At 42.6% G+C, this 20,302-nt stretch carries 19 protein-coding genes; 12 read left to right on the plus strand and 7 right to left on the minus strand.

The annotated features are described in order from the left end of the window. Positions 1–342: 342 nt before the first annotated feature. A complete protein-coding gene (locus tag SLU01_RS17075) occupies positions 343–1,392 on the plus strand; it encodes a hypothetical protein (RefSeq protein ID WP_147060602.1) in 1,050 nt (349 codons plus the stop codon). Positions 1,393–1,448: 56 nt separating this feature from the next. Here SLU01_RS17075 and SLU01_RS17080 read toward each other — a convergent pair whose 3' ends face one another. Continuing rightward, positions 1,449–1,925: a hypothetical protein gene (locus SLU01_RS17080; protein ID WP_147060603.1), complete on the minus strand. Its 477-nt coding sequence runs from the start codon at positions 1,923–1,925 to the stop codon at positions 1,449–1,451. Positions 1,926–2,250: 325 nt separating this feature from the next. Here SLU01_RS17080 and SLU01_RS17085 point away from each other — a divergent pair, with 325 nt between their 5' ends. Together SLU01_RS17085 and SLU01_RS17090 are read left to right on the plus strand one after the other, a co-directional pair. After that, positions 2,251–2,664, plus strand: a complete 414-nt coding sequence (locus tag SLU01_RS17085; protein WP_147060604.1) for an SRPBCC family protein — start codon at positions 2,251–2,253, stop codon at positions 2,662–2,664. 71 nt (positions 2,665–2,735) lie between these two features. Continuing rightward, positions 2,736–3,614, plus strand: a complete 879-nt coding sequence (locus tag SLU01_RS17090; protein ID WP_246111033.1) for a DMT family transporter — start codon at positions 2,736–2,738, stop codon at positions 3,612–3,614. 38 nt (positions 3,615–3,652) lie between these two features. Here the strand turns inward: SLU01_RS17090 and SLU01_RS17095 are convergent, their stop codons facing one another. Together SLU01_RS17095 and SLU01_RS17100 are read right to left on the minus strand one after the other, a co-directional pair. After that, the gene (locus SLU01_RS17095) at positions 3,653–4,543 is read right to left on the minus strand and encodes a CPBP family intramembrane glutamic endopeptidase (RefSeq protein ID WP_147060605.1); all 891 of its coding nucleotides are present in this window, start codon (positions 4,541–4,543) and stop codon (positions 3,653–3,655) included. Positions 4,544–4,585: 42 nt separating this feature from the next. Continuing rightward, on the minus strand, positions 4,586–5,146 hold the full coding sequence (locus tag SLU01_RS17100; protein ID WP_147060606.1) for a hypothetical protein: 561 nt from the start codon (positions 5,144–5,146) through the stop codon (positions 4,586–4,588). A gap of 248 nt (positions 5,147–5,394) precedes the next feature. Between SLU01_RS17100 and SLU01_RS17105 the strand changes: the two genes are divergently transcribed. The 3 genes from SLU01_RS17105 (at position 5,395) to SLU01_RS17115 (ending at position 7,338) form a co-directional block, all read left to right on the plus strand. After that, positions 5,395–5,994: a hypothetical protein gene (locus SLU01_RS17105; RefSeq protein WP_147060607.1), complete on the plus strand. Its 600-nt coding sequence runs from the start codon at positions 5,395–5,397 to the stop codon at positions 5,992–5,994. Between the two features lie 282 nt (positions 5,995–6,276). Beyond that, entirely contained in the window at positions 6,277–6,933 is a 657-nt protein-coding gene (locus SLU01_RS17110) for an HAD hydrolase-like protein (protein ID WP_147060608.1), read from the plus strand. A 54-nt stretch (positions 6,934–6,987) separates the two neighbouring features. Beyond that, positions 6,988–7,338 (plus strand): DUF2200 domain-containing protein, encoded by a 351-nt coding sequence (locus tag SLU01_RS17115; RefSeq protein WP_147060609.1) that lies wholly within the window; start codon positions 6,988–6,990, stop codon positions 7,336–7,338. Between the two features lie 55 nt (positions 7,339–7,393). On the opposite strand, the gene metG is transcribed toward SLU01_RS17115, so the two are convergent. Next, positions 7,394–9,037, minus strand: a complete 1,644-nt coding sequence (metG, locus tag SLU01_RS17120; RefSeq protein ID WP_147060611.1) for a methionine--tRNA ligase — start codon at positions 9,035–9,037, stop codon at positions 7,394–7,396. Between the two features lie 360 nt (positions 9,038–9,397). Further along, positions 9,398–9,577, minus strand: coding sequence for a hypothetical protein (locus SLU01_RS17125; protein ID WP_147060613.1), 180 nt, complete (start codon positions 9,575–9,577; stop codon positions 9,398–9,400). 235 nt (positions 9,578–9,812) lie between these two features. Here SLU01_RS17125 and SLU01_RS17130 point away from each other — a divergent pair, with 235 nt between their 5' ends. Genes SLU01_RS17130 through SLU01_RS17140 form a run of 3 tightly spaced genes read left to right on the plus strand, consistent with a single transcriptional unit; the run spans position 9,813 to position 12,866 of the window. Then, the gene (locus SLU01_RS17130; RefSeq protein ID WP_147060615.1) at positions 9,813–10,502 is read left to right on the plus strand and encodes a response regulator transcription factor; all 690 of its coding nucleotides are present in this window, start codon (positions 9,813–9,815) and stop codon (positions 10,500–10,502) included. Then, entirely contained in the window at positions 10,480–10,659 is a 180-nt protein-coding gene (locus SLU01_RS17135; RefSeq protein WP_147060617.1) for a hypothetical protein, read from the plus strand. Before SLU01_RS17130 ends, SLU01_RS17135 begins: the two co-directional genes overlap by 23 nt. Then, positions 10,659–12,866, plus strand: a complete 2,208-nt coding sequence (locus SLU01_RS17140; protein WP_147060619.1) for a sensor histidine kinase — start codon at positions 10,659–10,661, stop codon at positions 12,864–12,866. Before SLU01_RS17135 ends, SLU01_RS17140 begins: the two co-directional genes overlap by 1 nt. A 70-nt stretch (positions 12,867–12,936) precedes the next feature. Here SLU01_RS17140 and SLU01_RS17145 read toward each other — a convergent pair whose 3' ends face one another. Further along, positions 12,937–13,587, minus strand: a complete 651-nt coding sequence (locus SLU01_RS17145) for a CPBP family intramembrane glutamic endopeptidase (RefSeq protein WP_147060621.1) — start codon at positions 13,585–13,587, stop codon at positions 12,937–12,939. Between the two features lie 188 nt (positions 13,588–13,775). Between SLU01_RS17145 and SLU01_RS17150 the strand changes: the two genes are divergently transcribed. Then, positions 13,776–14,111, plus strand: a complete 336-nt coding sequence (locus SLU01_RS17150; protein WP_147060623.1) for a hypothetical protein — start codon at positions 13,776–13,778, stop codon at positions 14,109–14,111. Positions 14,112–14,201: 90 nt separating this feature from the next. Here the strand turns inward: SLU01_RS17150 and SLU01_RS17155 are convergent, their stop codons facing one another. Further along, positions 14,202–15,032: a TetR/AcrR family transcriptional regulator gene (locus tag SLU01_RS17155; protein ID WP_147060625.1), complete on the minus strand. Its 831-nt coding sequence runs from the start codon at positions 15,030–15,032 to the stop codon at positions 14,202–14,204. A gap of 99 nt (positions 15,033–15,131) precedes the next feature. On the opposite strand from SLU01_RS17155, the gene SLU01_RS17160 reads away from it, so the two are divergent. Beyond that, positions 15,132–18,218: an efflux RND transporter permease subunit gene (locus SLU01_RS17160; RefSeq protein WP_147060627.1), complete on the plus strand. Its 3,087-nt coding sequence runs from the start codon at positions 15,132–15,134 to the stop codon at positions 18,216–18,218. A 159-nt stretch (positions 18,219–18,377) separates the two neighbouring features. Next, positions 18,378–20,192 (plus strand): mechanosensitive ion channel, encoded by a 1,815-nt coding sequence (locus SLU01_RS17165; RefSeq protein ID WP_147060629.1) that lies wholly within the window; start codon positions 18,378–18,380, stop codon positions 20,190–20,192. Positions 20,193–20,302: the final 110 nt, after the last annotated feature.

Raw genomic sequence — 20,302 nt, forward strand, 5'->3', positions numbered from 1 at the left:
ACAAGGACCCATTCATCCTCGTGCAAGGTCCATTCTTTTGCACAAGGGCCCATTCATCCTCGTGCAAGGTCCATTCTTTTGCACAAGGGCCCATTTATTCTCGCTCAAGGTCCATTCCTCCGTTCCTCCATTGGAAAAGTGCAAGCAAAAGAAAACCATTAATGGTCAAAGGCATTTGACGCGATACGTTATTCGTCAGAAAGTTAGCAAGCACCGCGGGAATAGGATTGTAGTTTTCATTCCCGTCGTGCTTAATGCATTTGACAATTATAAGCTGAACCTCCGATGCTCATCATCAAGATAGTGAAACTAATCAAATGTTAAGAACGTATCAATTTGAAGATGGAAAATGAATTTGAAGGGGGATGGGAAATGCGAAGGCTCTTACTAGGAACAGTCTGCGTAGTAAGCATACTTGGCGGTTGTGTGGATCAGTCAACTTCTATTCAGTCCAACAATGAGCAGACTAAGGAAATTAACGATTTGAAAAAGCAGATTGAAGAAATTTCAGCAGAGAAAGATGAACTTTTAACTACTTTAAAAGAGGAAAGGAAGAAGCTTGAGCTTGCAATGAATCAACAAGTGGACAATGATGATTATTCAATGATGCAAGCAAAAGATATAGACAAGTATCCACAGACGCTTTATAAAAGTGTCACCTTTGACACTGACGGAGATGGCGAAGAAGAAGTGATCGAGTTGTATGTGAATGCAGGGAAAATGGAAAATGGCCTGTTTGCTTGGGATGATGGTCAGAGCTGGTTGTTAGTATTGAAAGACGGCGAAAAAACCTATCCGCTTTTCGACGATTATGTTCAAATGGGATCAATTGACTTCACTACGTCAAGATTTGATAAGAAACCGGGAATCGTGATGATTAAGGCGCAGCACTCTGATAAAATTGTACAGAAATTCACTTATGATAAAAATGAAGACGGATATCAGAAAGAAACCATTTATAAGAAAGAAAATGCAAATGATCAATATAATCAGCCGGCTTCCTATGCCTTTTTCAAAGATGCATATAAATTAATGAACGCGGCTCTTACTACTAAAACATTACCAGTTTTAGAAGCCAGTGAGCAGACTCTTCAGGATTCCCAAGAAAGAAGACTGATCATTGAGCCCATCCAAGTTGATATTTATAAAGCCCAAGGATTGCTAGAGATGGTCGCGGAGCTGAATAAAGAGCTGAATGTTTCTGTAGATGGCGTGATTGAATTGTTAAACCAAATAAGTAGTAAACCGCCGACCGCAGAACAAATGAATCAATTGAAGTCAATATACGATGCGTTCAAAGATGTTGAAACTAATGATTTGATCATTGAAGAGGAGAATCAGATTCATCCGGAGATTAGGGAGAAGCTTGAAAGGCTTAAATTAATTCCTTAACGAATAGTTACGCTGAAAGACGCTTTTCGGAAAAGAAAAGCGCCTTTTTGATGAACTTACACAAACTGTAAACGAAGATTGTTTTCACGTCTACACAATTCAAGATGATTCGGTCCAATCTCGTCTATATGGATTGATTGTTCTACCAGTTCTTGTACACCATTACCTGCCCAAAAAATCAGCAACTGTACGTTTGCACTCGTATTTATATATGCCTTTATATAATCAGCAAAGTCAGTTAAAAATTTGCCTTCCCAATTTCCAGAGACCCGATACCTATATTCCTTTTCAGAGTAAAGATCCAAGTCATAAGGTGGATTTGTACAAACCGATATAGCAAGTTGACCAAATGCAGACTCATCAGGTGCATGCAAGATGCGGGCCGCATCATCCATCGTATGCCAAGGTTCCTCTGGTGTATTTTCATTAATCGGATATAACTGTTTCAATTCTCTTACTGCGATCTCAGCAATGCCGCTATGGTCTATTTCTGTTAATGGACTATCTGAAACTAATAATGTAAATGAACTCATAGTGTGAATACGCCCCTTTATTTGTTATCCGGTTTCCAATTCCACAATTCCACTTCACCTAACTGCTCGCCTTGGATGAATGAAACATCTTGAAGTTTTAATAACTCTTTAACAGGTCCTGACCTTCCAAATGCTTTCGTTGTTTTGCATGTGGCCCCCCTTTTTACTGATCTCTCTATTAACACGTTTAAGTGTTTGAAATGTTACAGCCAATTCGATAAATATAATTCTGCATCTTTTGACAAGGAAATGCTCATAATCTACAGTAGCAACATAGCTCTATATTTGGAAGTTCTTAACGAAATTGTTTTAAGGAGAGAAACAAATGTCTACAACAGAAATCAGAAAAAATATCGTAATTAATACACCCATTGAAACAGTCTGGCCGTACATTTCAACAGCGGAAGGGATTGGCGCCTGGTTCATGCCGAATAATATGGAGCCGCTGGAAGGAAAGGAATTTACCTTGCAAGCGGGTCCATGGGGAGAATCGCTGTGCAAAGTAACTGAAGTGCAATCCCCGAACCGGCTTTCCTTCGACTGGGGGAAGGATTGGCAAATTCATTTTGAATTAAAGGAGGTCGACGGAAAAACCGAGCTGATTTTCATCCATGCTGGCTGGATGGACGGAAAAAAGACGGAGTTCGGGGAAACGCATGAAGTTGTACGTCCCCGCATGTCCGAAGGCTGGGAAGGCCTGTTGGAAAAATTGAAAACCAGAGTTGAATCAACCAGCTGAATAATTTCAAGAATTCATATACCCCCCAGCAGAATCGTGCTATATTCAATATATTGGGGGAGGGGATTTCTTTGTCACAACGTCTTGCATTTATGGTTGTCCTTTTGGGGGCCATGCTTTGGGGAACGACAGGTACCGCACAAACGTTCATGCCGCAAACTGTCCATCCGCTGGCGGTCGGGGCTTCGCGGCTCGCGGTCGGCGGGTTCACGTTGCTTATCATTATGCTTATTCTTCGGAAAATCGACTTTCGGAATTGGCCGTGGAAAGCAACAATTCTTTCCGCGTTGGCCATGGCAATCTTTCAATATTGCTTTTTCACATCAATTCGTTTGACCGGAATTGCAATCGGAACGGTAGTCGCAATTGGAAGTGCCCCGATGTTTTCAGGGTTGATTGAGTGGTTGATACTGAAACGGCGTCCAACAAAAATTTGGCTAACTGCAACATCGCTAGCCATTGTCGGATGCGTTTTATTGTTTTCAAATAAAGAAGGATTGGTCGTCAATCCGGTAGGCATCACTTTATCCCTTTGTGCAGGACTACTGTTCGCTTTCTACACTCTGTTTAATAAAGAAGTGTTGGAAAAAGCGGATGCGATTTCTTCGGTGGCGGTCATCTTTTCATTGAGCGCAGTCATGCTCATGCCGTTTTTATTCATCTTCGAAACAGAGGGATTGCTCACGGTTTCCGGTATTTCTACGATGGTTTATTTAGGAATTGCGGCGACAAGCGTGGCATATATCCTATTTTCAACCGGCTTACGGCTTATTCCATCGTCATCTGCAGTTACGCTATCCCTGGCCGAACCACTGACAGCCGCAGTGTTAAGCGTGCTCGTTGTCGGAGAAAGACTGGATCTGATTTCATGGTCCGGCATCACACTTCTATTAGGCGGTATCCTTGTATTAACGCTCAGCGGAAGAAAAGAAAAGGCTGCCTTCGGTTAGGCAGCCTTAAAAGTGCATAAATTCCTTCTGAAACACATCTATTTTATCCTCATCTTTACATACACTCTCGTCGCAAAGAATCCTAGAACAATAAGCAACGTCGCTAAGAGTCCGCCTTCAAGCCCGAATGCCCCGCCCGTCAATAGATCATTGCCGTTTTCTACGGACACATTATAAATCCCGAATGGCTCCGTTCCGCTCACCGCAAATCCAAAAACATTTCCTTGAAAGTAATTCCACGTAATATGATAGCCAATCGGCAGCCATAAGCTCTTCGTCGCGTCAAACATATAGGCGAATAAAAACCCAACGAGTGCAATATTGACCAAGCCTAATATGCTGACGTTCGGGTTCATGCCATGCGCCAAACTGAACACGAGGGCGGAAACTACATAGATGAGCCATTTCCTATTGCCGCGTCTTTCCATCGTCGACATGACATATCCTCTGAAAAACATCTCTTCAAAAAAGCCGACGAGGATGAATAAGAATAGATAAGACAAGGTGTATACTGTGAATTCAGGGCTCCTGAATGAATTCAGCATGTCAATGCTTCCGGATGCTAATAAAATCAAGAAAATGACGGTTATCGAAACCGCCCCAAGAAAGAGTCCGAACCATAAATCTCTCAGCGACCCACGGAATCCTAATTCTCGCAAGGTCCCTTTATTAACAAATTTCCATAACAGCACAGTCGCCAGCATGCCGCCGACTGTCCCTCCGCCCTGAGTCAATAAGAAAATCCATGGATGCCTGGCAAATGCAGCGTTAATATCCATATCGTAATTTCCGTCCTGAAACGGAAAGTCGACGATTGCCAGCAGGATTCCCCCCGGGAGAGCGAAAAGTTGCTGAATAATGAACATCGCAACGAAAGCCAGAAAGATCAGCCATCCCGCGCGTACTTGGTTTGCTTCGTTTTTGAACAATAGACTAACCTCCATTCCTTTTAATGTATGCTGACTATCATGTTATACAGAATAATTAACTTTGCGAACATCAGGAGACGCTCGCAGAAATGCCCTTAATAAAAATAAAAACAGAATATCCATCAGAACTCCTGCAATTGCAAAGATTACTGAGAGAGCCACCCAGCCGTCCCCTGTAACATTCATGGAAAAGGACATAAGCGCCAATGTTGCAAAATGGATGGTTACAAAGTATTTAAACGTATTCTGTGTTCGGTTATAAAGCGTTTCGTTACCAAACGACTTGGCCATGTCCATTAAGACGAAAAATAAATAAAATGCAATTACCAATTTAAGTATCGATAGTATACTCGCGTAAAATGACCATCCAAAAGGCAATGCTGAATCTGATAGGTTTACAAATATGGAAGGCAACGACACGAACATTCCAATCATCCCGACCGTCATTGCTTTTTTCGCGTTCGGATAAGCATCGACAATCCGTGCACATCCGGTGAATAGTAAGTAATAACCGATAGGGTCCATTAATAGGTCAATCATGATATAGATATCGATGAAAAGGAAGAGATATCCCCAAAAGATTTGGCGCAGTGCTTTATTCAACGGAAACCCTCCTTGCCTTCTGCAAAATGATTTGATTTACATCTTCCTGTGTGACGGTTGAACGTCTAATTTTTTCATCATGTCATCATTGTCTCAAATGGTAGGAAAGAATGCATCATGAATTTTTAGACTTGGTTGTAAATATCCTTCCTGTAGTTGAAACTTATAGAATAATGAAACGTATTAAATAGATAGGCGCACGTACTGGTTGACGATTTTATAGTGAGGTGCGTAGGGGAGGGGAGCCAATGGCCGCTCAACAATACATCAACAAGCCAGTGAAGGCGGATAATCTGATTCTCTTTACTTTTTTTCTGCACCTTCTGTTACTATTAGGCGCAAGCGCCGTACCGGAAGGACAGTTCTTCTTTTGGCTGCTCATCAATCTGACAGTGGAAGCCTTTATCATGTTCCGCCTTCTCCTTTTGTGGAGTCGTTATAGTAAGTGTGCTCCGCGGCGGTACAATTCCCTTCAGTTGTATTGGATGCTGATCGGACTCTCTTTTTTTGGAATGATCCCTTTTGTTAGAGCGACGTATGGAACGGTAGCTTTTTGGCCTTTCCTTATTGGAACTGTATGTATATTCCTATTAGGGCATTTAAAGAAAGAAACAATTGCATCCATATTTGTAAATCCACATAAGTCGCATCAACTCGTCAAGTGGCCGAAATTGCTTGCCGTCATTATTATCATTGGAATTATCATTATGGCGGTACTGCGCTTCACACCTGCACACCCTAACTTGGGACTAAGTATTTTCATGTATATGATTGGTGGTTTTACAGTTTTTTGTGCAACCCCTTTTTCACTTGACGAAGAACGGATCGAGAAGCTGAAAAGCTTGTAATACAAGGTAGGAATTGGGGGATAAGTTGATATACTGAATGAAAAGGGGATAAAAAATGAAGAAAAAGAGATTTTTTATACTGTTGCTTCCAACGTTAATAATAGGGATTTTTTTATTGGTTAGCCTTCCGTCAGAATATGGAATGACTGCACTCCTGGCACCTGTTGCGCTTTGGATTATGTATTATAGCGGGATCTATAGCAAATGCAACCTATTAATAAGTAGGTCTGCCCGCTAAACGAATGAAAAATTAATTCGTTCCAGGGAGGGAAAATAAGAATAATGGCTTTATCACTGATCTTTGATATGGATGGAACTCTTTTTCAAACAGATACGATTTTAGAACTCTCACTTGATGATACGTTTGATCATCTACGGTCACAAAATAAATGGCATACTGTCACCCCTATTGATAAATACCGTGAAATTATGGGTGCGCCTTTACCAAAAGTATGGGAGGCTTTGCTACCCACACATTCCAACGAAGTCAGAGAAGAAACTGATGCCTATTTTTTAGAAAGATTAGTTGAAAATATAAGGAGTGGAAAAGGGGATTTATATCCTCATGTGAAGGAGATTTTCAGTTATTTAAAAGCGAATAGTATTTCGATCTACATAGCAAGCAATGGTTTAACAGAATACTTACATGCAATTGTGGGCTATTATAATTTGAATGAATGGGTTACCGAGACATTTAGTATTCAACAAGTCCAAACGCTTAATAAAGCGGATTTAGTTAAAGAGATAGTGAAAAAGTATACTATAGAAAATGCGGCAGTAATCGGGGATCGATTGTCTGATATAAATGCAGCTAAAGGCAATGGTTTAATCGCAATTGGATGCAATTTTGATTTTGCGCAAGCGGATGAACTCGCTCAAGCTGATTTTGTCATAAACAACTTACTTGAACTGAAAACAGTTTTGCCTAAAATAATGTAGTAACTGATGGGGCATTTCGTGTAAAGATTTGTGCCAATTGCAGGAGGTAATAACATGACCAAACATAAAATCTATTCAATGAGTTTCGCAAGTGTTTACCCACATTATGTGACGAAAGCTGAGAGAAAAGGGCGTACGAAAGCGGAAGTGGATGAAATTATCCGTTGGTTGACAGGCTATAGCCAAGAAGAGCTCGAGGCAACAATGGAAAAAAAGACGGACTTTGAAACTTTCTTTGCGGAAGCCCCCCACATGAATCTTTCACGAGAATTGATCAAAGGTGTAGTCTGCGGCGTCCGAGTGGAAGATATCGAAGAAACGACGATGCGGGAAATTCGCTATTTGGATAAGCTGATTGATGAGTTGGCAAAAGGAAAAGCGATGGAGAAGATTTTGCGAAAATAATATTTTATGCACAGCCATAATCCAAAAGTGGGTTGTGGCTGTGCATATTCAACTTCTACTTTACTGAAGATTGCCTTACCAGTCGTTCCACTTCCGTCTCAATCTGTCCTGTATCAATCCTGTCGAACAACGGCTTCACGGATGCCAGTGTCAAACTTTCAATCTCTATTTCTTTCCATTCTGGCTTCTTCAATTTCAATATAGCTTGCACATCCTCGCTTGAAAATGGCAGGAAAGGGGAGAGCAGCTGCGAAAGGTTAGCGATGATGTATGTGCATGTTGCCATTGTTCGCTCACATGCAGCTTCATCCTCCTTCACTTGAATCCATGGTTTTTCATCGTCAAAGTATTTATTCGCCTGGCGGATGAAGTTGAAAATCGTTTCGATGGCTTCTTTGAAATGGCCGTTTTCGATTTTCTTGCCGATGATTGAGTAAAGTTCGGCAACATCTCTTTTGAGTTCCATGTTGATTTCCGCGGAAGGCACAACTCCCCCGTACGACTTCTCGATAAACTTTAACGTCCGGTTCACAAAGTTCCCATAAGCCCCAAGTAATTCGGAATTATGGCTATAAATGAACTCACGCCATGAAAAGTCCGCGTCTCTGCTTTCCGGAGCATTCGCAGTCAAAAAGTACCGCACCGAATCGGGATGATAACGATCTAAAATATCCGGCACCCATACCGCCCAGTTTTGGCTTGTCGATAACTTCCGCTTTTCCAACGTCAAATACTCGTTTGAGATAACGTGGGTCGGCATTGCCTTCTCCTTGTTAATGCCCATCAGGATTGCTGGCCAGATGATCGTGTGAAAAGGAATATTATCCTTGCCGTGTACATAGTAGGCAACCGTTTCTTCATTCCAGAACTCAGCAAAGTTGGTCCTGTTCAAAGCAGCCCACTCTTGGCTGGCAGAATAATAGCCCGTCACCGCCTCAATCCACACATACACTTTCTTCTCTTCATATCCTCGTACAGGAATGCCGACCCCATTCGCCAAATCCCTGGAAGCGGCCCGGTCACGAAGGCCTTCCCGTAAATAACGCTCGGATTGGTGAATCGCGTTTTCGCGCCATCTTCCTGCAGCTTTCGCGCTTGCAACATATTGATCAAGCTCAGCTTGAAAAGCGCTTAATTTGAAATAAAAATGCTCTGTCTTCCGCACGGTCGGCTCATTACCACATAGCTTGCAAGTGCGATTGAACAAATCTAGCGGGTCTAAAATAGAACCGCAATTATCGCATTGATCGCCACGCGCCTGGCTGCCGCAATTGGGACAGATGCCTTCCACAAAACGATCGGGCAGAAAACGCTCGTCAAACTCGCAATAAGTTTGTTCCACGTCCTTTTTGTAAATAAAACCGTTATCCAACAGCTTCAGAAAAACTTCCCGGACAACCTCGTGATGGAACGACCCGTCCGTTCGTGTGTAAAGGTCATATGAGAATCCCAATCTTAAAAAACTAACGACAAATTCTGTATGAAAACGGTCTGCAATCTCTTTCACGGAAACGCCTTCAGCATTCGCCCGAATCGAAATCGGCGTCCCGTTACAGTCGCTACCCGAAACGTAAAGAACTTTTTCACCCTTCAAACGATAATACCTCGCCAAAATATCCCCCGGCAACAACGCTGCGATATGCCCAAGATGCAGCGAACCATTCGCATACGGCCAAGCTCCACCAATAAAAACAGCCATTTCCATTCCTCCTTAAAAATAAAAAACCCCGCCCCTATCGATAAAAATCGATAAGGACGGGGTTCATCTACCCGTGGTACCACCTTACTGCACAACCAGCTCACACTGATCATCTCCAAAAGTACGCGCCGAAAAAGCGTTATACTTTGGCGAGGATAACAAGTGCCAACTCGTCGCATCCTACTAATCCGAAGACGTTCAGTGCGCGGCTCAAGGATCATGTTCAAAAGATTTGTCCGCTTCATTTCCACCGTCAGAAGCTCTCTAGGCGACATCCTCTTTTTACTTTTCCCTCTCATTGCCTTTGTAAGATGTAGTTGTGATGAGTATAGTTGCTTTATTCGAAAAAGTCAACAATGATTACCAATTGGTAGGTGGGCGTTGTTCATCATTCGCTTTTTTCTTGTTGTTTTTGTTTTTTACGTTGTCATTTTTTCCGATCACGCCCATGTCATCAGGGCTAATATCAAAGCCATATCCGAATTCCTCTCGATCCAATGTATTGCCTTTTTTGATTTTCTTTTCTTTGTCTTTTGCCATGTCGATTCACCTCCATGTATATGAAAAGCATGGTCGTTTTAGGATGGATTATTCTAATTGTGGTTGAATAACTGATTTCTGTGCCGTTACCACCGATGCGCTATACTCCAGGCGATTTTCACAGTGCTTTCCATGTAAAGCCACCCATCTTAAGAATTTCTTCATAATTCCCCTCATGAATTGTTAAGATTTAACCACTACAATTGGTATCATAGAGGAAAGTGAGGTGCGGATGATGGCGAAATTCACAGTGCTCGTGGCGGATGATGATAAAGAGATCCGTGATGGGATTGAGATCTATTTAAGAAATGAAGGATATAGTGTGCTAAAGGCGGCTGATGGGAAAGAGGCACTTGACCTGCTCACCGCGAATGAAATCCATTTGCTTATCCTCGATATTATGATGCCGCATATGGATGGAATTACAGCGACGTTCAAAATCCGTGAGGTGCAAAACATTCCGATCATTATGCTAAGCGCGAAGGCGGAGGATTCGGATAAGATCCATGGATTATCGGTCGGAGCTGACGATTATGTGACGAAGCCGTTTCATCCGCTCGAACTAATGGCTCGCGTCAAATCACAGCTCCGTCGGTATGTACAATTGGGCACATATGATGGTCAGAAAAAAGTTGAAGTAGACGGACTTGTGTTGGATGAAGAAGCGAAAGAATTATCGGTTGATGGGAAACCGGTGAAACTGACGCCGATTGAATATAAAATTACGGAATTGCTAATGAAAAACGCGGGGCGTGTGTTTTCGATAAATGAAATTTATGAGCGTGTGTGGAATGAAGAAGCGTATAATGCGGAAAATATTGTCGCAGTCCATATCCGAAAAATCCGTGAGAAAATCGAGGCGGATCCAAAAAATCCGAGGTATGTGAAGGTGGTGTGGGGAATTGGCTACAAAATCGAGAAGTGACTGGAGTATTATTCTGTCGATTATCTCTATCTGCATCGCAGCTATCAGCATCGGATATTGTTTTCCACTAGTCATAGACCTAATGGAAAATGGTTGGGAACGCTCGACACGGGCAATCGCCTATTTTTCAAGAATTATTAGAGGAGGCGCTGCCTAATGAAAAATAAATTACTTCTTTTAACGTGGGCTGCACTTGTTACGATTGTCTTGATGGCTGCACTTTCATTAAATAGACAAGGATCCAATATAATAGGCAAGGACTTTTCCGATTCGGATGACATGAAGTGGCGGTTAGACGAGTTTTACGATGTAATTGGTCCTTCCGTTTTAAATCCGATTGACTTAGAAGAAGCGAAGAAGAAAATTACAGTATCGGATAGGGAAATTGAAGAGCATCGAACTCGGTATGGCACACTGGCAGACCAGCTTGCCAATATCCATGACCAATACGCACAAAGGATAGATGATGCACGTGCTGCTAGTAATGTCTTATTAAAGGATACATTGATCGAAGAACGGGATATGAAGCTAGAAGATATCCGAAAGAACTTTGAGGAAGACAACCATGTAGAGGCGAAAATCCGTAAAGAAAAAGAGAAGGTTTTGGAAGGATATTTGAATGAAATTGCAAATAAATCCTACTCATTGCATGTCGCTTATGAACTAAAGAACGTAGAAACTGGCGAGACGTTCTCTTATGGGGACATTTCAAAGCCTGCTGTTTATAAAAAGAAGTTCAATGCAAATAGTGATTACTTAAAGGCGAGCTCATTGCCGGGACGTTATTCAGACTGGCAAACTCCATATGTCAATTACTATGAAGATGCTCATGTGTCTGATGAAGAAATGACTGCTCTGTCAAATCCAGTACAATCCTTTGAAGGCATCGTCATCGTTCCCAAAACGGCCTTTGAAAAAGGCGGTGCAATGTACGCACAATACAAGGATTTCAACAGAGGTAAATATGGGATGTACGCTTTTTGGACCCTTGGCTTATTAGCACTTATCGCTTTATTCACAGTCATGAAATTTAAAAAAGAATGGGTGACAGAACCATCACTTGTTGCTCGGTATGCTTATGTGAAAATTGATGTAAAAGCAATGTTAATGCTGCTGACTGTATTGATGCTTTTCGGCTTTATCGACAGATACTCTTCAAGCGTTATGAACTTTTTCATGTATCAAAGTCTGGGTAGATGGGGTGAATGGGTCATTGCCTTCTTCTTCGGCGGTATGCTCATGACGGCGTTGATTGCCTTTCAGCTCGTCAATAGTATAGAACGTTATAAGAAGGATGGAGCATTAGAAGCTGATTTCAAAGATAGTTACATGCTTCGTTTCGTTAACGCGTTGCAGGAGGTATTCCTAAAGAGAAGCATCGGCGTTCAAACTTTCATTCTGCTAATCGGCTTTTTCCTAGCGGGCATTGGCTTTGTCGCCATGTTCATGACCGGTATGTTCTTCGTCATGTATGCGTTTTGCGTCATGTTCCTAGGACTGCCTGCACTTTACATCTTCATGAGAAGATCGGCTTACTTGAATCGGATCATCGTCGCGACGGAAAAGATGGCGGCAGGACAATTAAGTGAGGACATCAAAGTCCAAGGCCGCTCACCACTGGCGGACCATGCGAAAAACTTGAACAATCTCCGCGAGGGCGTGCGAGCATCCATGACCGAGCAGGCGAAAAGTGAGCGGTTGAAAACGGAATTGATTACAAATGTAAGTCATGATCTCAGAACACCATTGACATCTATCATCACGTACACGGATCTTTTGAAGGATGAAACAATCACGCCGGAAGAACGCTCGAAATATGTCGACATCCTCGATAAAAAATCACAGCGCCTAAAAACGCTCATCGAGGATTTATTCGAAGTTTCGAAAATGGCGAGCGGTAATCTTGAGCTGCACAAACAGCGTGTCGATTTGATGCAATTGCTCCAGCAAGCACTTGCGGAACATGCCGAAGAAATTGCCGACTCTGGTCTCGACTTCCGGTCGACGCTTCCTGAAGATATGCTTGTCGCCTACGTAGACGGCCAAAGATGGTGGCGCGTTCTTGATAACCTGATTGTCAATGCGATCAAATATGCATTGCCGGGCACCCGCGTTTACTTGACGCTCCGAAAAGTAGGGGAGTCCGCAGAGTTTGTCGTAAAAAATATTACGAAATACGAGCTCGGTGAAAATGTCGATGAACTGTTCGAGCGTTTCAAACGGGCGGACACATCGCGCCATACCGACGGCTCGGGCCTCGGATTGGCGATTGCACAATCAATTGTCGATATGCATCACGGAAATATGAAAATCGAGTTGGATGGGGATTTATTCAAAGTGACAGTTACCGTGCCGACAAAATGAACAATCCGCATGCGTTGCCGAAATTATCGGTTAGCATGCGGGTTTTTATTTATCTTCATAATAATTCATATCAATAAAAATAAATAACATACACCCCAATAAGTAATATGCCGACATCCGCAAACATATGTATGATCCAAGACGGCAGGAGGGTACGGCATTTTTCATTCGCAAGCTGAAAGATTAATCCGCCTGCCCAAAGTCCGCCTATAGCGAGCAATAAAATCGGAAGCGTGAACCATGGTAAGAAGATGGCGATATGGTAAATAGCGAAAAAGAACGGCGGCAGGATAAACCGTATTTTTGACTGGCCGAATAAATTGGGCAACAATCCCCGGAAGAAGAATTCCTCGATGAACGAGTTTCCGATCAAAATATAAAATGCGATGAACGGAAATACAGCAGGTGTTATTCCAGATTGCAGTAAATCGTCCCGCAAGGAAGCAATGTCGATACGCGGTTGTAGTAAAAGGAAAGCTCCGATGATGAGTACTATGATTGCAATTCCTAATAGGAAGGCGAGTTGCATACTTTTTCGATCAGCCTTCCGCAACCGAAGAAACGGAAACTTTGTTGCTCGAAAAAGCAACAAAGGAATGCCGACAAATAGTATAACCTTCGCGAACGTTTTCACTCCATACGACACGCCGATACTTTGCTCAATCCATAATAAAAGCAAAACGCTGAAAATAGGAAAGAGTGCTCCAAACCATTTTTGCATAACAATCACCTCGCAATTTTCTTCGATGATTTCTTTGTAGCTTGGACGAAAAAAAACAGGATGATGTTCCTTGTGCAAATTATTTCGAAAAATAGGTTTGCGACAAAACGTCAACGGGTATAGATGAAAACCACCTCTCGCTATACGCGGGATTTGTGTGTTTGATGAGAGAAGAAGGAGGAATCCATATGACGATCGTTGATGGTAAATATCCGAACAAAAAGGACTTGGAACCGAAAATCCTGCATCCCGGCAAAGGAGTAGGACCGACACATGAATTGCCTTTAGCGGACCCTGCCGACTCCAACTTTACGAATGAATTCCGAAAAAATGCACAAGACAGAACGGGCATAGAAGATCCATCCGCTTATAATGAAAATAAGCCGCTTGTCAATGAATTCCAAGTAATGGATAATGATGTTTTGTTGAGGGGACAGCCTGAAGACGCCCGGGAATTCAATAGCATGACTCGTGAAAAATGGAACAGCCAAAAGAGAAATGACAAACCGATAGATTTAACGTAAAAGCGGATTTCCTATATGGGATTTCCGCTTTCATTTCTAATGAAAAACGCTTTGGCAGCAAGAATAGCTGCCAAAGCGTTTTTAACTATTTTACTTTCCGAAATGTTTCCGCAGTAAATATGCGGGCCATTTGCAATGAGGGTGGTGTTGGATGTTTGCCAATAATCCCTTTATAATTGCCGGATGCAGTGCGGGCTCCAACAACTCCTGCTTCAATAGCATCAACGACTCTTTTTCGATTGAATCCTCCATGTCTTCGATATTCTTACTCACGGTTTCAATAATTTGTTCCAAAGAGGGCTCTTTATTCAAAGGCTGATCCAACATTTGAATCAATTCGTCGGGAATGAAAGAAATCGTCATGTTTTTCGCAAGAAGATTCGTTTTTTCAACAAGTGAACGGACAAGTAAATCCAAGTCAATTGGCAATTTATACACTAAAAAAAGTTCTGAATAGGTGCTCATGAAGCCTTTAATGCAGTATGATAAATCATATTTCAAGTCTTTCGATTGTTCGCCATATAATCGTTCAATCATTGATAAAATCACATTTTCGAGAGATTTATTGTAATTATGAAGCTTTGAAAAAAGCTCTTCATTGAAAGATTGCGTCGGCTCCTTCATAAGGAGTTTAGCAAAATCGGAGTGTTTACTAAACGAATGAAATGTTGTGTAATAGAAATTGTATAATAAATCCTCTTTCTTTCCCTCGCTGACCACGAAGTCAATATCTGCGTTGAACTGCCTCATAAAATGATCAATCAACGCAACAATCAATTCGTCTTTTGACTTGAATGATAAATAGAAAGCTCCTTTTGAAATGCCGCAATGGTCTGTTATTTGTTGAACAGATGTTGCTTCAAATCCTTGTTTAGCAAAGAGTTCCAAAGCTTTCTCCATAATTAGTTGTTTTTTTGTCATATTTCCGAATCGCTCCTAGTCTTTCATTTGACAATTGACCGGCTAGTCATTAGTATAAATAATTGAGTCAATAATGTCAATTTAGGGGAAGGTGTAAGGGTGAAAGGCTTAGTCAATTTTGTTTTAAAGAATAAATTAGCAGTATGGTTGCTTACCATTATTATTACAGTGTCAGGAGTCTATTCCGCAACGCAGATGAAAACAGAGACGTTGCCGGATATTTCGATACCGTACTTAATGGTTATGGGTGTCTACCCAGGTGCAACTCCAGAGCAAGTGATGGATGAAGTTTCGATACCTATTGAACGAGCGGTAGAAAACTTAGACAATGTGAAATCCGTTTATTCCAATTCAATGTCCAATATGGCCAGTCTTCAAGTGGAATATGAATACGGCATTGATATGGATGAAGCGAAGCGGGAATTGGCGTCTGCGTTAGACGGAATATCATTGCCGGAAGACGCTCAAGAGCCGATAATTACAGCGCTTAGCATGAATATGATGCCAGTCGTTGCGCTAAGTGTGAGCAGTACAACAGAGGATATTGTTGAATTAACTTCCACTGTGGAAGATATATTGCTGCCGAAAATCGATAAACTTGACGGTGTTGCTTCTGCAACGATTTCAGGTCAGCATATCGAAGAAGTAGAGCTTGCGTATGATGAAGAAAAAATGGCTAGTCTTGGTTTGACGGAAGACTCCGTTAAGCAAATGATCCAAGCAGGCAACTTGGCAGTCTCACTAGGACTTTATGAGTTTGAGGAAGGCGAACAAGCTGTTGCTGTAGATGGAAAGTTCATGACAATCGATGAATTAAAAGGCATGCTCATCCCTGTCACGCCTTCAGAGGCGAATCCATCGCCATTTGTGAAACTTGGCGATATCGCGACGGTTGAAAAAGTCGGTAAAGTGCAATCGGTTTCCCGTACAAATGGTGAAAATGCGATTGCAATCCAGGTTGTCAAAGGCCAGCGTGCAAACACGGTCGATGTTGTTAATGAAGTAAAGGAATTAATTAAAGACGAAGAAAAAGCGATTGATGGTTTAGTTATAGACGTGTCGCTTGACCAAGGTGAACCGATTGAAAAGTCAGTTTCCACAATGGTCGAAAAGGCATTATTCGGTGGTTTGATTGCGGTTTTGATTATCCTGTTATTTTTACGTGATTTCAAATCAACAATCATCTCGATCGTTTCGATTCCAGTTTCTGTATTCATGGCACTTTTGCTGCTGAATTGGCTGGACATCACGCTTAATATTATGACGCTAGGTGCGATTACAGTTGCAATTGGGCGGGTAATTGATGACTCAATTGTCGTCGTGGAAAATATATACCGGCGGTTGCATTTGAAAACTGAAAAGCTTTCAGGTCGTGCGCTAATCCGCGAAGCTACAATTGAAATGTTTAAACCGATCATGTCGTCAACACTTGTGACTGTTGCGGTATTTGCCCCGCTTATCTTTGTAGGCGGTATGGTAGGGGAGCTATTCTTACCATTTGCATTGACGATGACATTTGCACTTGGTGCTTCATTAATCGTTGCGATTACAATCGTACCAGCATTATCACACTTCTTGTTTAGGAAAAAACTTTATGGTGAGAAGACCGAAAGCCGTCATAAAGAGGCAGGTAAATTGGCGAATTGGTATAAACGTGTACTTGGTTGGACGTTGAACCATAAAGTCATTACATCGATCATTTCGATCGTTCTACTCGCTGGTAGTTTGGGACTAATGCCATTGATCGGCTTCAGTTTCTTGGGCAGTGATGAAGAAAAAGTGATGTATATTACGTATACACCGGAAACGGGCGAGCTTCAGGATGAAACGTTGGAAAACGTTGAGGTCGTCGAAAAAGAAATGTTGAAACGAAAAGATATAGACATCGTTCAATTATCCATCATGGATAGTGCTGACCCTATGGCAGCGATGATGGGCGGCGGGTCGAATGGTGCATTAATGTATCTGATTTTTGATCCGGACACGGAAAATTTCCAAGATGTCCGTAAAGAAATTGAAGACTATGTATTCAATATCGGCCAATCTGGAGAATGGAAGAGCCAAGATTTCAGTTCCATGGGAATGTCTACAAATGAAGTCAGCTATACGTTCTACAGTGAAGACTTAAGCAGCCTGAAAGAAGCGGTCCAACAGGTTGAAAACGTCATGGGTGAAACGAAAGGCATTGAAGATGTCTCTTCCAGTGCAGAAGATGCATACGTTCAGTACACATTGAAAGCGACGCAAGATGAGTTGCTGCAATATGGATTGACAACGGGACAAATCATTATGATGCTTAGTCCATCCAGGACGCAGGAAGTCGTAACAACAATCGGCAAAGATCGTAATGAGTTGGAAGTCGTCGTGAAACAAGAGGCGGCGGAACAACCAAAATCGATTGATGAATTGTTGGCGACAGAAGTCCCGACAGCAATGGGGACAACAATGAAGCTTTCTGATTTAGTGAAAGTTGAGGAAGGCTCGACGTACAATACGCTTTCCCGAAGCAAAGGCGAATATTATGCCACTGTTTCTGGTAAGTTAGTCGACTCTGATGTTTCGAAAGCAACTTCTGAAGTTGATAAAGCGATTGATAAACTAGATTTGCCGAAAGGCGTTTCAGTGGATACAGCGGGCGTTGCAGCTGACATGCAAGAAGCATTCACACAACTCGGTATAGCGATGATTGCTGCAATCGCGATTGTCTACTTCATCTTAGTAGTGACATTCCGCGAAGGTGTTGCACCATTCGCAATCCTAGTCTCGCTACCGTTCGCAGTCATCGGTTCGTTTGTCGGCTTGCTTATTGCTGGTGAAACGATTTCCGTTCCGGTCATGATGGGTCTGTTGATGTTGATTGGTATTGTCGTCACGAACGCGATCGTACTCGTCGACCGGATCATCCGGATGGAGCGTACTGGACTGAAAATGCGTGAAGCAGTCCTCGAAGCGGGCGCTACACGTCTACGTCCAATCTTAATGACAGCCATCGCGACTATCGGTGCCCTTATTCCATTGGCAATCGGAAATGGAGCAGGCGGCGGATTGATTTCAAAAGGTCTCGGTATCACGGTTATCGGTGGTTTGATCAGCTCGACATTGTTGACGCTGATTGTAGTACCGATCGTGTATGAAATCTTATCGAAGATATTCAAGAAAAATCGTGTGGATTTGGAAGAGGATTAATTAAGAGCAGAAGAAAGGGCAGTAACTTGTCCTTTCTTCTGTTTTTTTTTATATGTTCAATCTACGATATCTTCCACCCGTAATAGATTGATAGGTTTAGACCTCTACGTTTATAGGAATAGTCCTAAATAGACTATCTAAATGAATGGAGGACGCGGAATGTTTAGAGATATGTATTTTACGAATATGCTAAGCTGGCTACCCGAATTAATTCTCGGATTAGTCGTGTTGCTCATCGGCTTTTTCATTGCCAAAGCAGTGGAAAGAGCGGTGCACAAACGTTTGAAGAAATCGAGGGTTAATGAAAGGTTAGATGTCAAAGAAGGAAAATGGAATGTAGAAAAGATCATCAGCAAAGTCTTCTTCTTCGGAATTCTTCTATTAGCATTCCTTCTCTTCTTTAACATCATGAATGCATCAATGATTGCGGCACCGTTCATGACGATGTATTCAGGCCTTGGCGGTGCGGTACTGAGCATCTTGAAGGCAGCGCTCATTCTGCTGCTCGCATGGGTGCTTGCATTAGTCGTCAAAAAAGTGATTTTGGCAGTCGGCGGAAAGATGAAGCTTAATAAATACGTCGCGAAGGTGGGGGCATCCCCAGATGAAATCGACAAGTCGAAATGGGTCGAGACGGCTGCGAATATTGCGTTTTACGTTGTCTTGCTGTTATTTGTACCAGCCGTCTTGCATGCGCTCGGGTTAAGCGGGATTAGCGGTCCATTCGAAGGAATGCTTACGAGCTTCATGCACTTCATTCCGAAACTAGTTGGCGCAGCACTCATTTTTGCGGTAGGTTGGGTTGTCGCGAAAATTATCCGCACGATTGTCACGAAGCTGCTAGAGTCTGTCGGAGTGGATCGCTTCTCGCATAAATTGAAACTATCTTCCGGACAAGGGAAAGAAACAAGCATTTCAGGCGTTATCGGCACGATTGTATTCGTTCTGATCATGCTTCCGGTAACAATTTCTGCACTTGAAGTATTGGACCTTGAAGGGATTTCGCAACCAGCCATTGCCATGTTGAACGATATCATGACGATGCTACCGAAAATTGCGGTAGCCGTTGTGCTTGTACTCGTCGGCATTTATTTAGCGAAATGGATTAAAGGCGTTGTCGTTTCTCTGCTCGATAATTTGGGCATCAACTCGATTTTCGGGAAGATGGGTGTGCGTTCAGGAGCATCAACGCCTTCATTCTCCCAGATTATCGGAACTATCGTCCAAGTTGTCGTCATCTTGCTATTCGTAGTTGAAGCGTTACAACTGCTTCACCTTCGCTTTATGGTGACGCTCGCGACAGGCATTTTCGCATACTTGCCGATGGTTGTGGCGGCAGTCGTCATTTTGGCAATAGGATTCTGGCTCGCGAACCTTGCTGAAAAATTTGTCGGCAGCATCCTCACAACAAAATCAGGTATGCCGCATGTGCTGCGATATGTAGCGAAATATGCGATACTGGCATTTGCATTCTTCATGGCATTGAGCCAGCTCGGCATCGCGCCAGCCATCATCAATGCTGCATTCATCCTCATCCTTGGGGGTGTCGCGCTCGCATTTGGACTTGCATTCGGTTTAGGTGGGCGTGAACACGCTTCCCGCTATTTGACGAAAATGGAAGGAAGTCTGCAAGAAGCAGATGTGTCGAAAGAGAAGTGGGAACAGAAGAAGAGTGAGATGAAGCAGGAAGCTAAGCAATCTGCGAATAAAGCTAAGAAGGCCGTTGATGAAACGGCGAAGGAAGACAATGTTCCTCCGATCGGCAATGGTGGGGGGTATCCGACTCAGAAAGATTATGAGCCACAGACAGGATCCTCGAACGAACTGCCACTATCCGATCCGGCAGATTCGAATATGACTGACGCGTTTGAGGACAATGATCCAACGAGAACAAATGACGCGAATAAAGATGGCTACAATACGACGGATCCGGGCGAAGATTATCCTTTTGACCCGAACCGTGGAAATAAATAAACGTAAAAACTGCCCCATTCATCGGGAAACCGATGTGGTGGGGCAGTTTTTTAATTGCATAAATAGCGTTATAGCGCAGCAAGTTCTTGTTCTACAGCAGAGAGTTCTCG

Origin of the sequence: Sporosarcina luteola (genome assembly GCF_007991495.1) — a bacterium.
Taxonomy (GTDB): Bacteria; Bacillota; Bacilli; order Bacillales_A; family Planococcaceae; genus Sporosarcina; species Sporosarcina luteola.

Coding starts and splice junctions, on each gene's coding strand:
- SLU01_RS17075 (WP_147060602.1), top strand. CDS start 343: ATGGAAAATGAATTTGAAGGGGGATGGGAAATGCGAAGGCTCTTACTA.
- SLU01_RS17080 (WP_147060603.1), bottom strand. CDS start 1,925: ATGAGTTCATTTACATTATTAGTTTCAGATAGTCCATTAACAGAAATA.
- SLU01_RS17085 (WP_147060604.1), top strand. CDS start 2,251: ATGTCTACAACAGAAATCAGAAAAAATATCGTAATTAATACACCCATT.
- SLU01_RS17105 (WP_147060607.1), top strand. CDS start 5,395: ATGGCCGCTCAACAATACATCAACAAGCCAGTGAAGGCGGATAATCTG.
- SLU01_RS17110 (WP_147060608.1), top strand. CDS start 6,277: ATGGCTTTATCACTGATCTTTGATATGGATGGAACTCTTTTTCAAACA.
- SLU01_RS17115 (WP_147060609.1), top strand. CDS start 6,988: ATGACCAAACATAAAATCTATTCAATGAGTTTCGCAAGTGTTTACCCA.
- metG (WP_147060611.1), bottom strand. CDS start 9,037: ATGGCTGTTTTTATTGGTGGAGCTTGGCCGTATGCGAATGGTTCGCTG.
- SLU01_RS17125 (WP_147060613.1), bottom strand. CDS start 9,577: ATGGCAAAAGACAAAGAAAAGAAAATCAAAAAAGGCAATACATTGGAT.
- SLU01_RS17130 (WP_147060615.1), top strand. CDS start 9,813: ATGGCGAAATTCACAGTGCTCGTGGCGGATGATGATAAAGAGATCCGT.
- SLU01_RS17140 (WP_147060619.1), top strand. CDS start 10,659: ATGAAAAATAAATTACTTCTTTTAACGTGGGCTGCACTTGTTACGATT.
- SLU01_RS17145 (WP_147060621.1), bottom strand. CDS start 13,587: ATGCAAAAATGGTTTGGAGCACTCTTTCCTATTTTCAGCGTTTTGCTT.
- SLU01_RS17150 (WP_147060623.1), top strand. CDS start 13,776: ATGACGATCGTTGATGGTAAATATCCGAACAAAAAGGACTTGGAACCG.
- SLU01_RS17155 (WP_147060625.1), bottom strand. CDS start 15,032: ATGACAAAAAAACAACTAATTATGGAGAAAGCTTTGGAACTCTTTGCT.
- SLU01_RS17165 (WP_147060629.1), top strand. CDS start 18,378: ATGTTTAGAGATATGTATTTTACGAATATGCTAAGCTGGCTACCCGAA.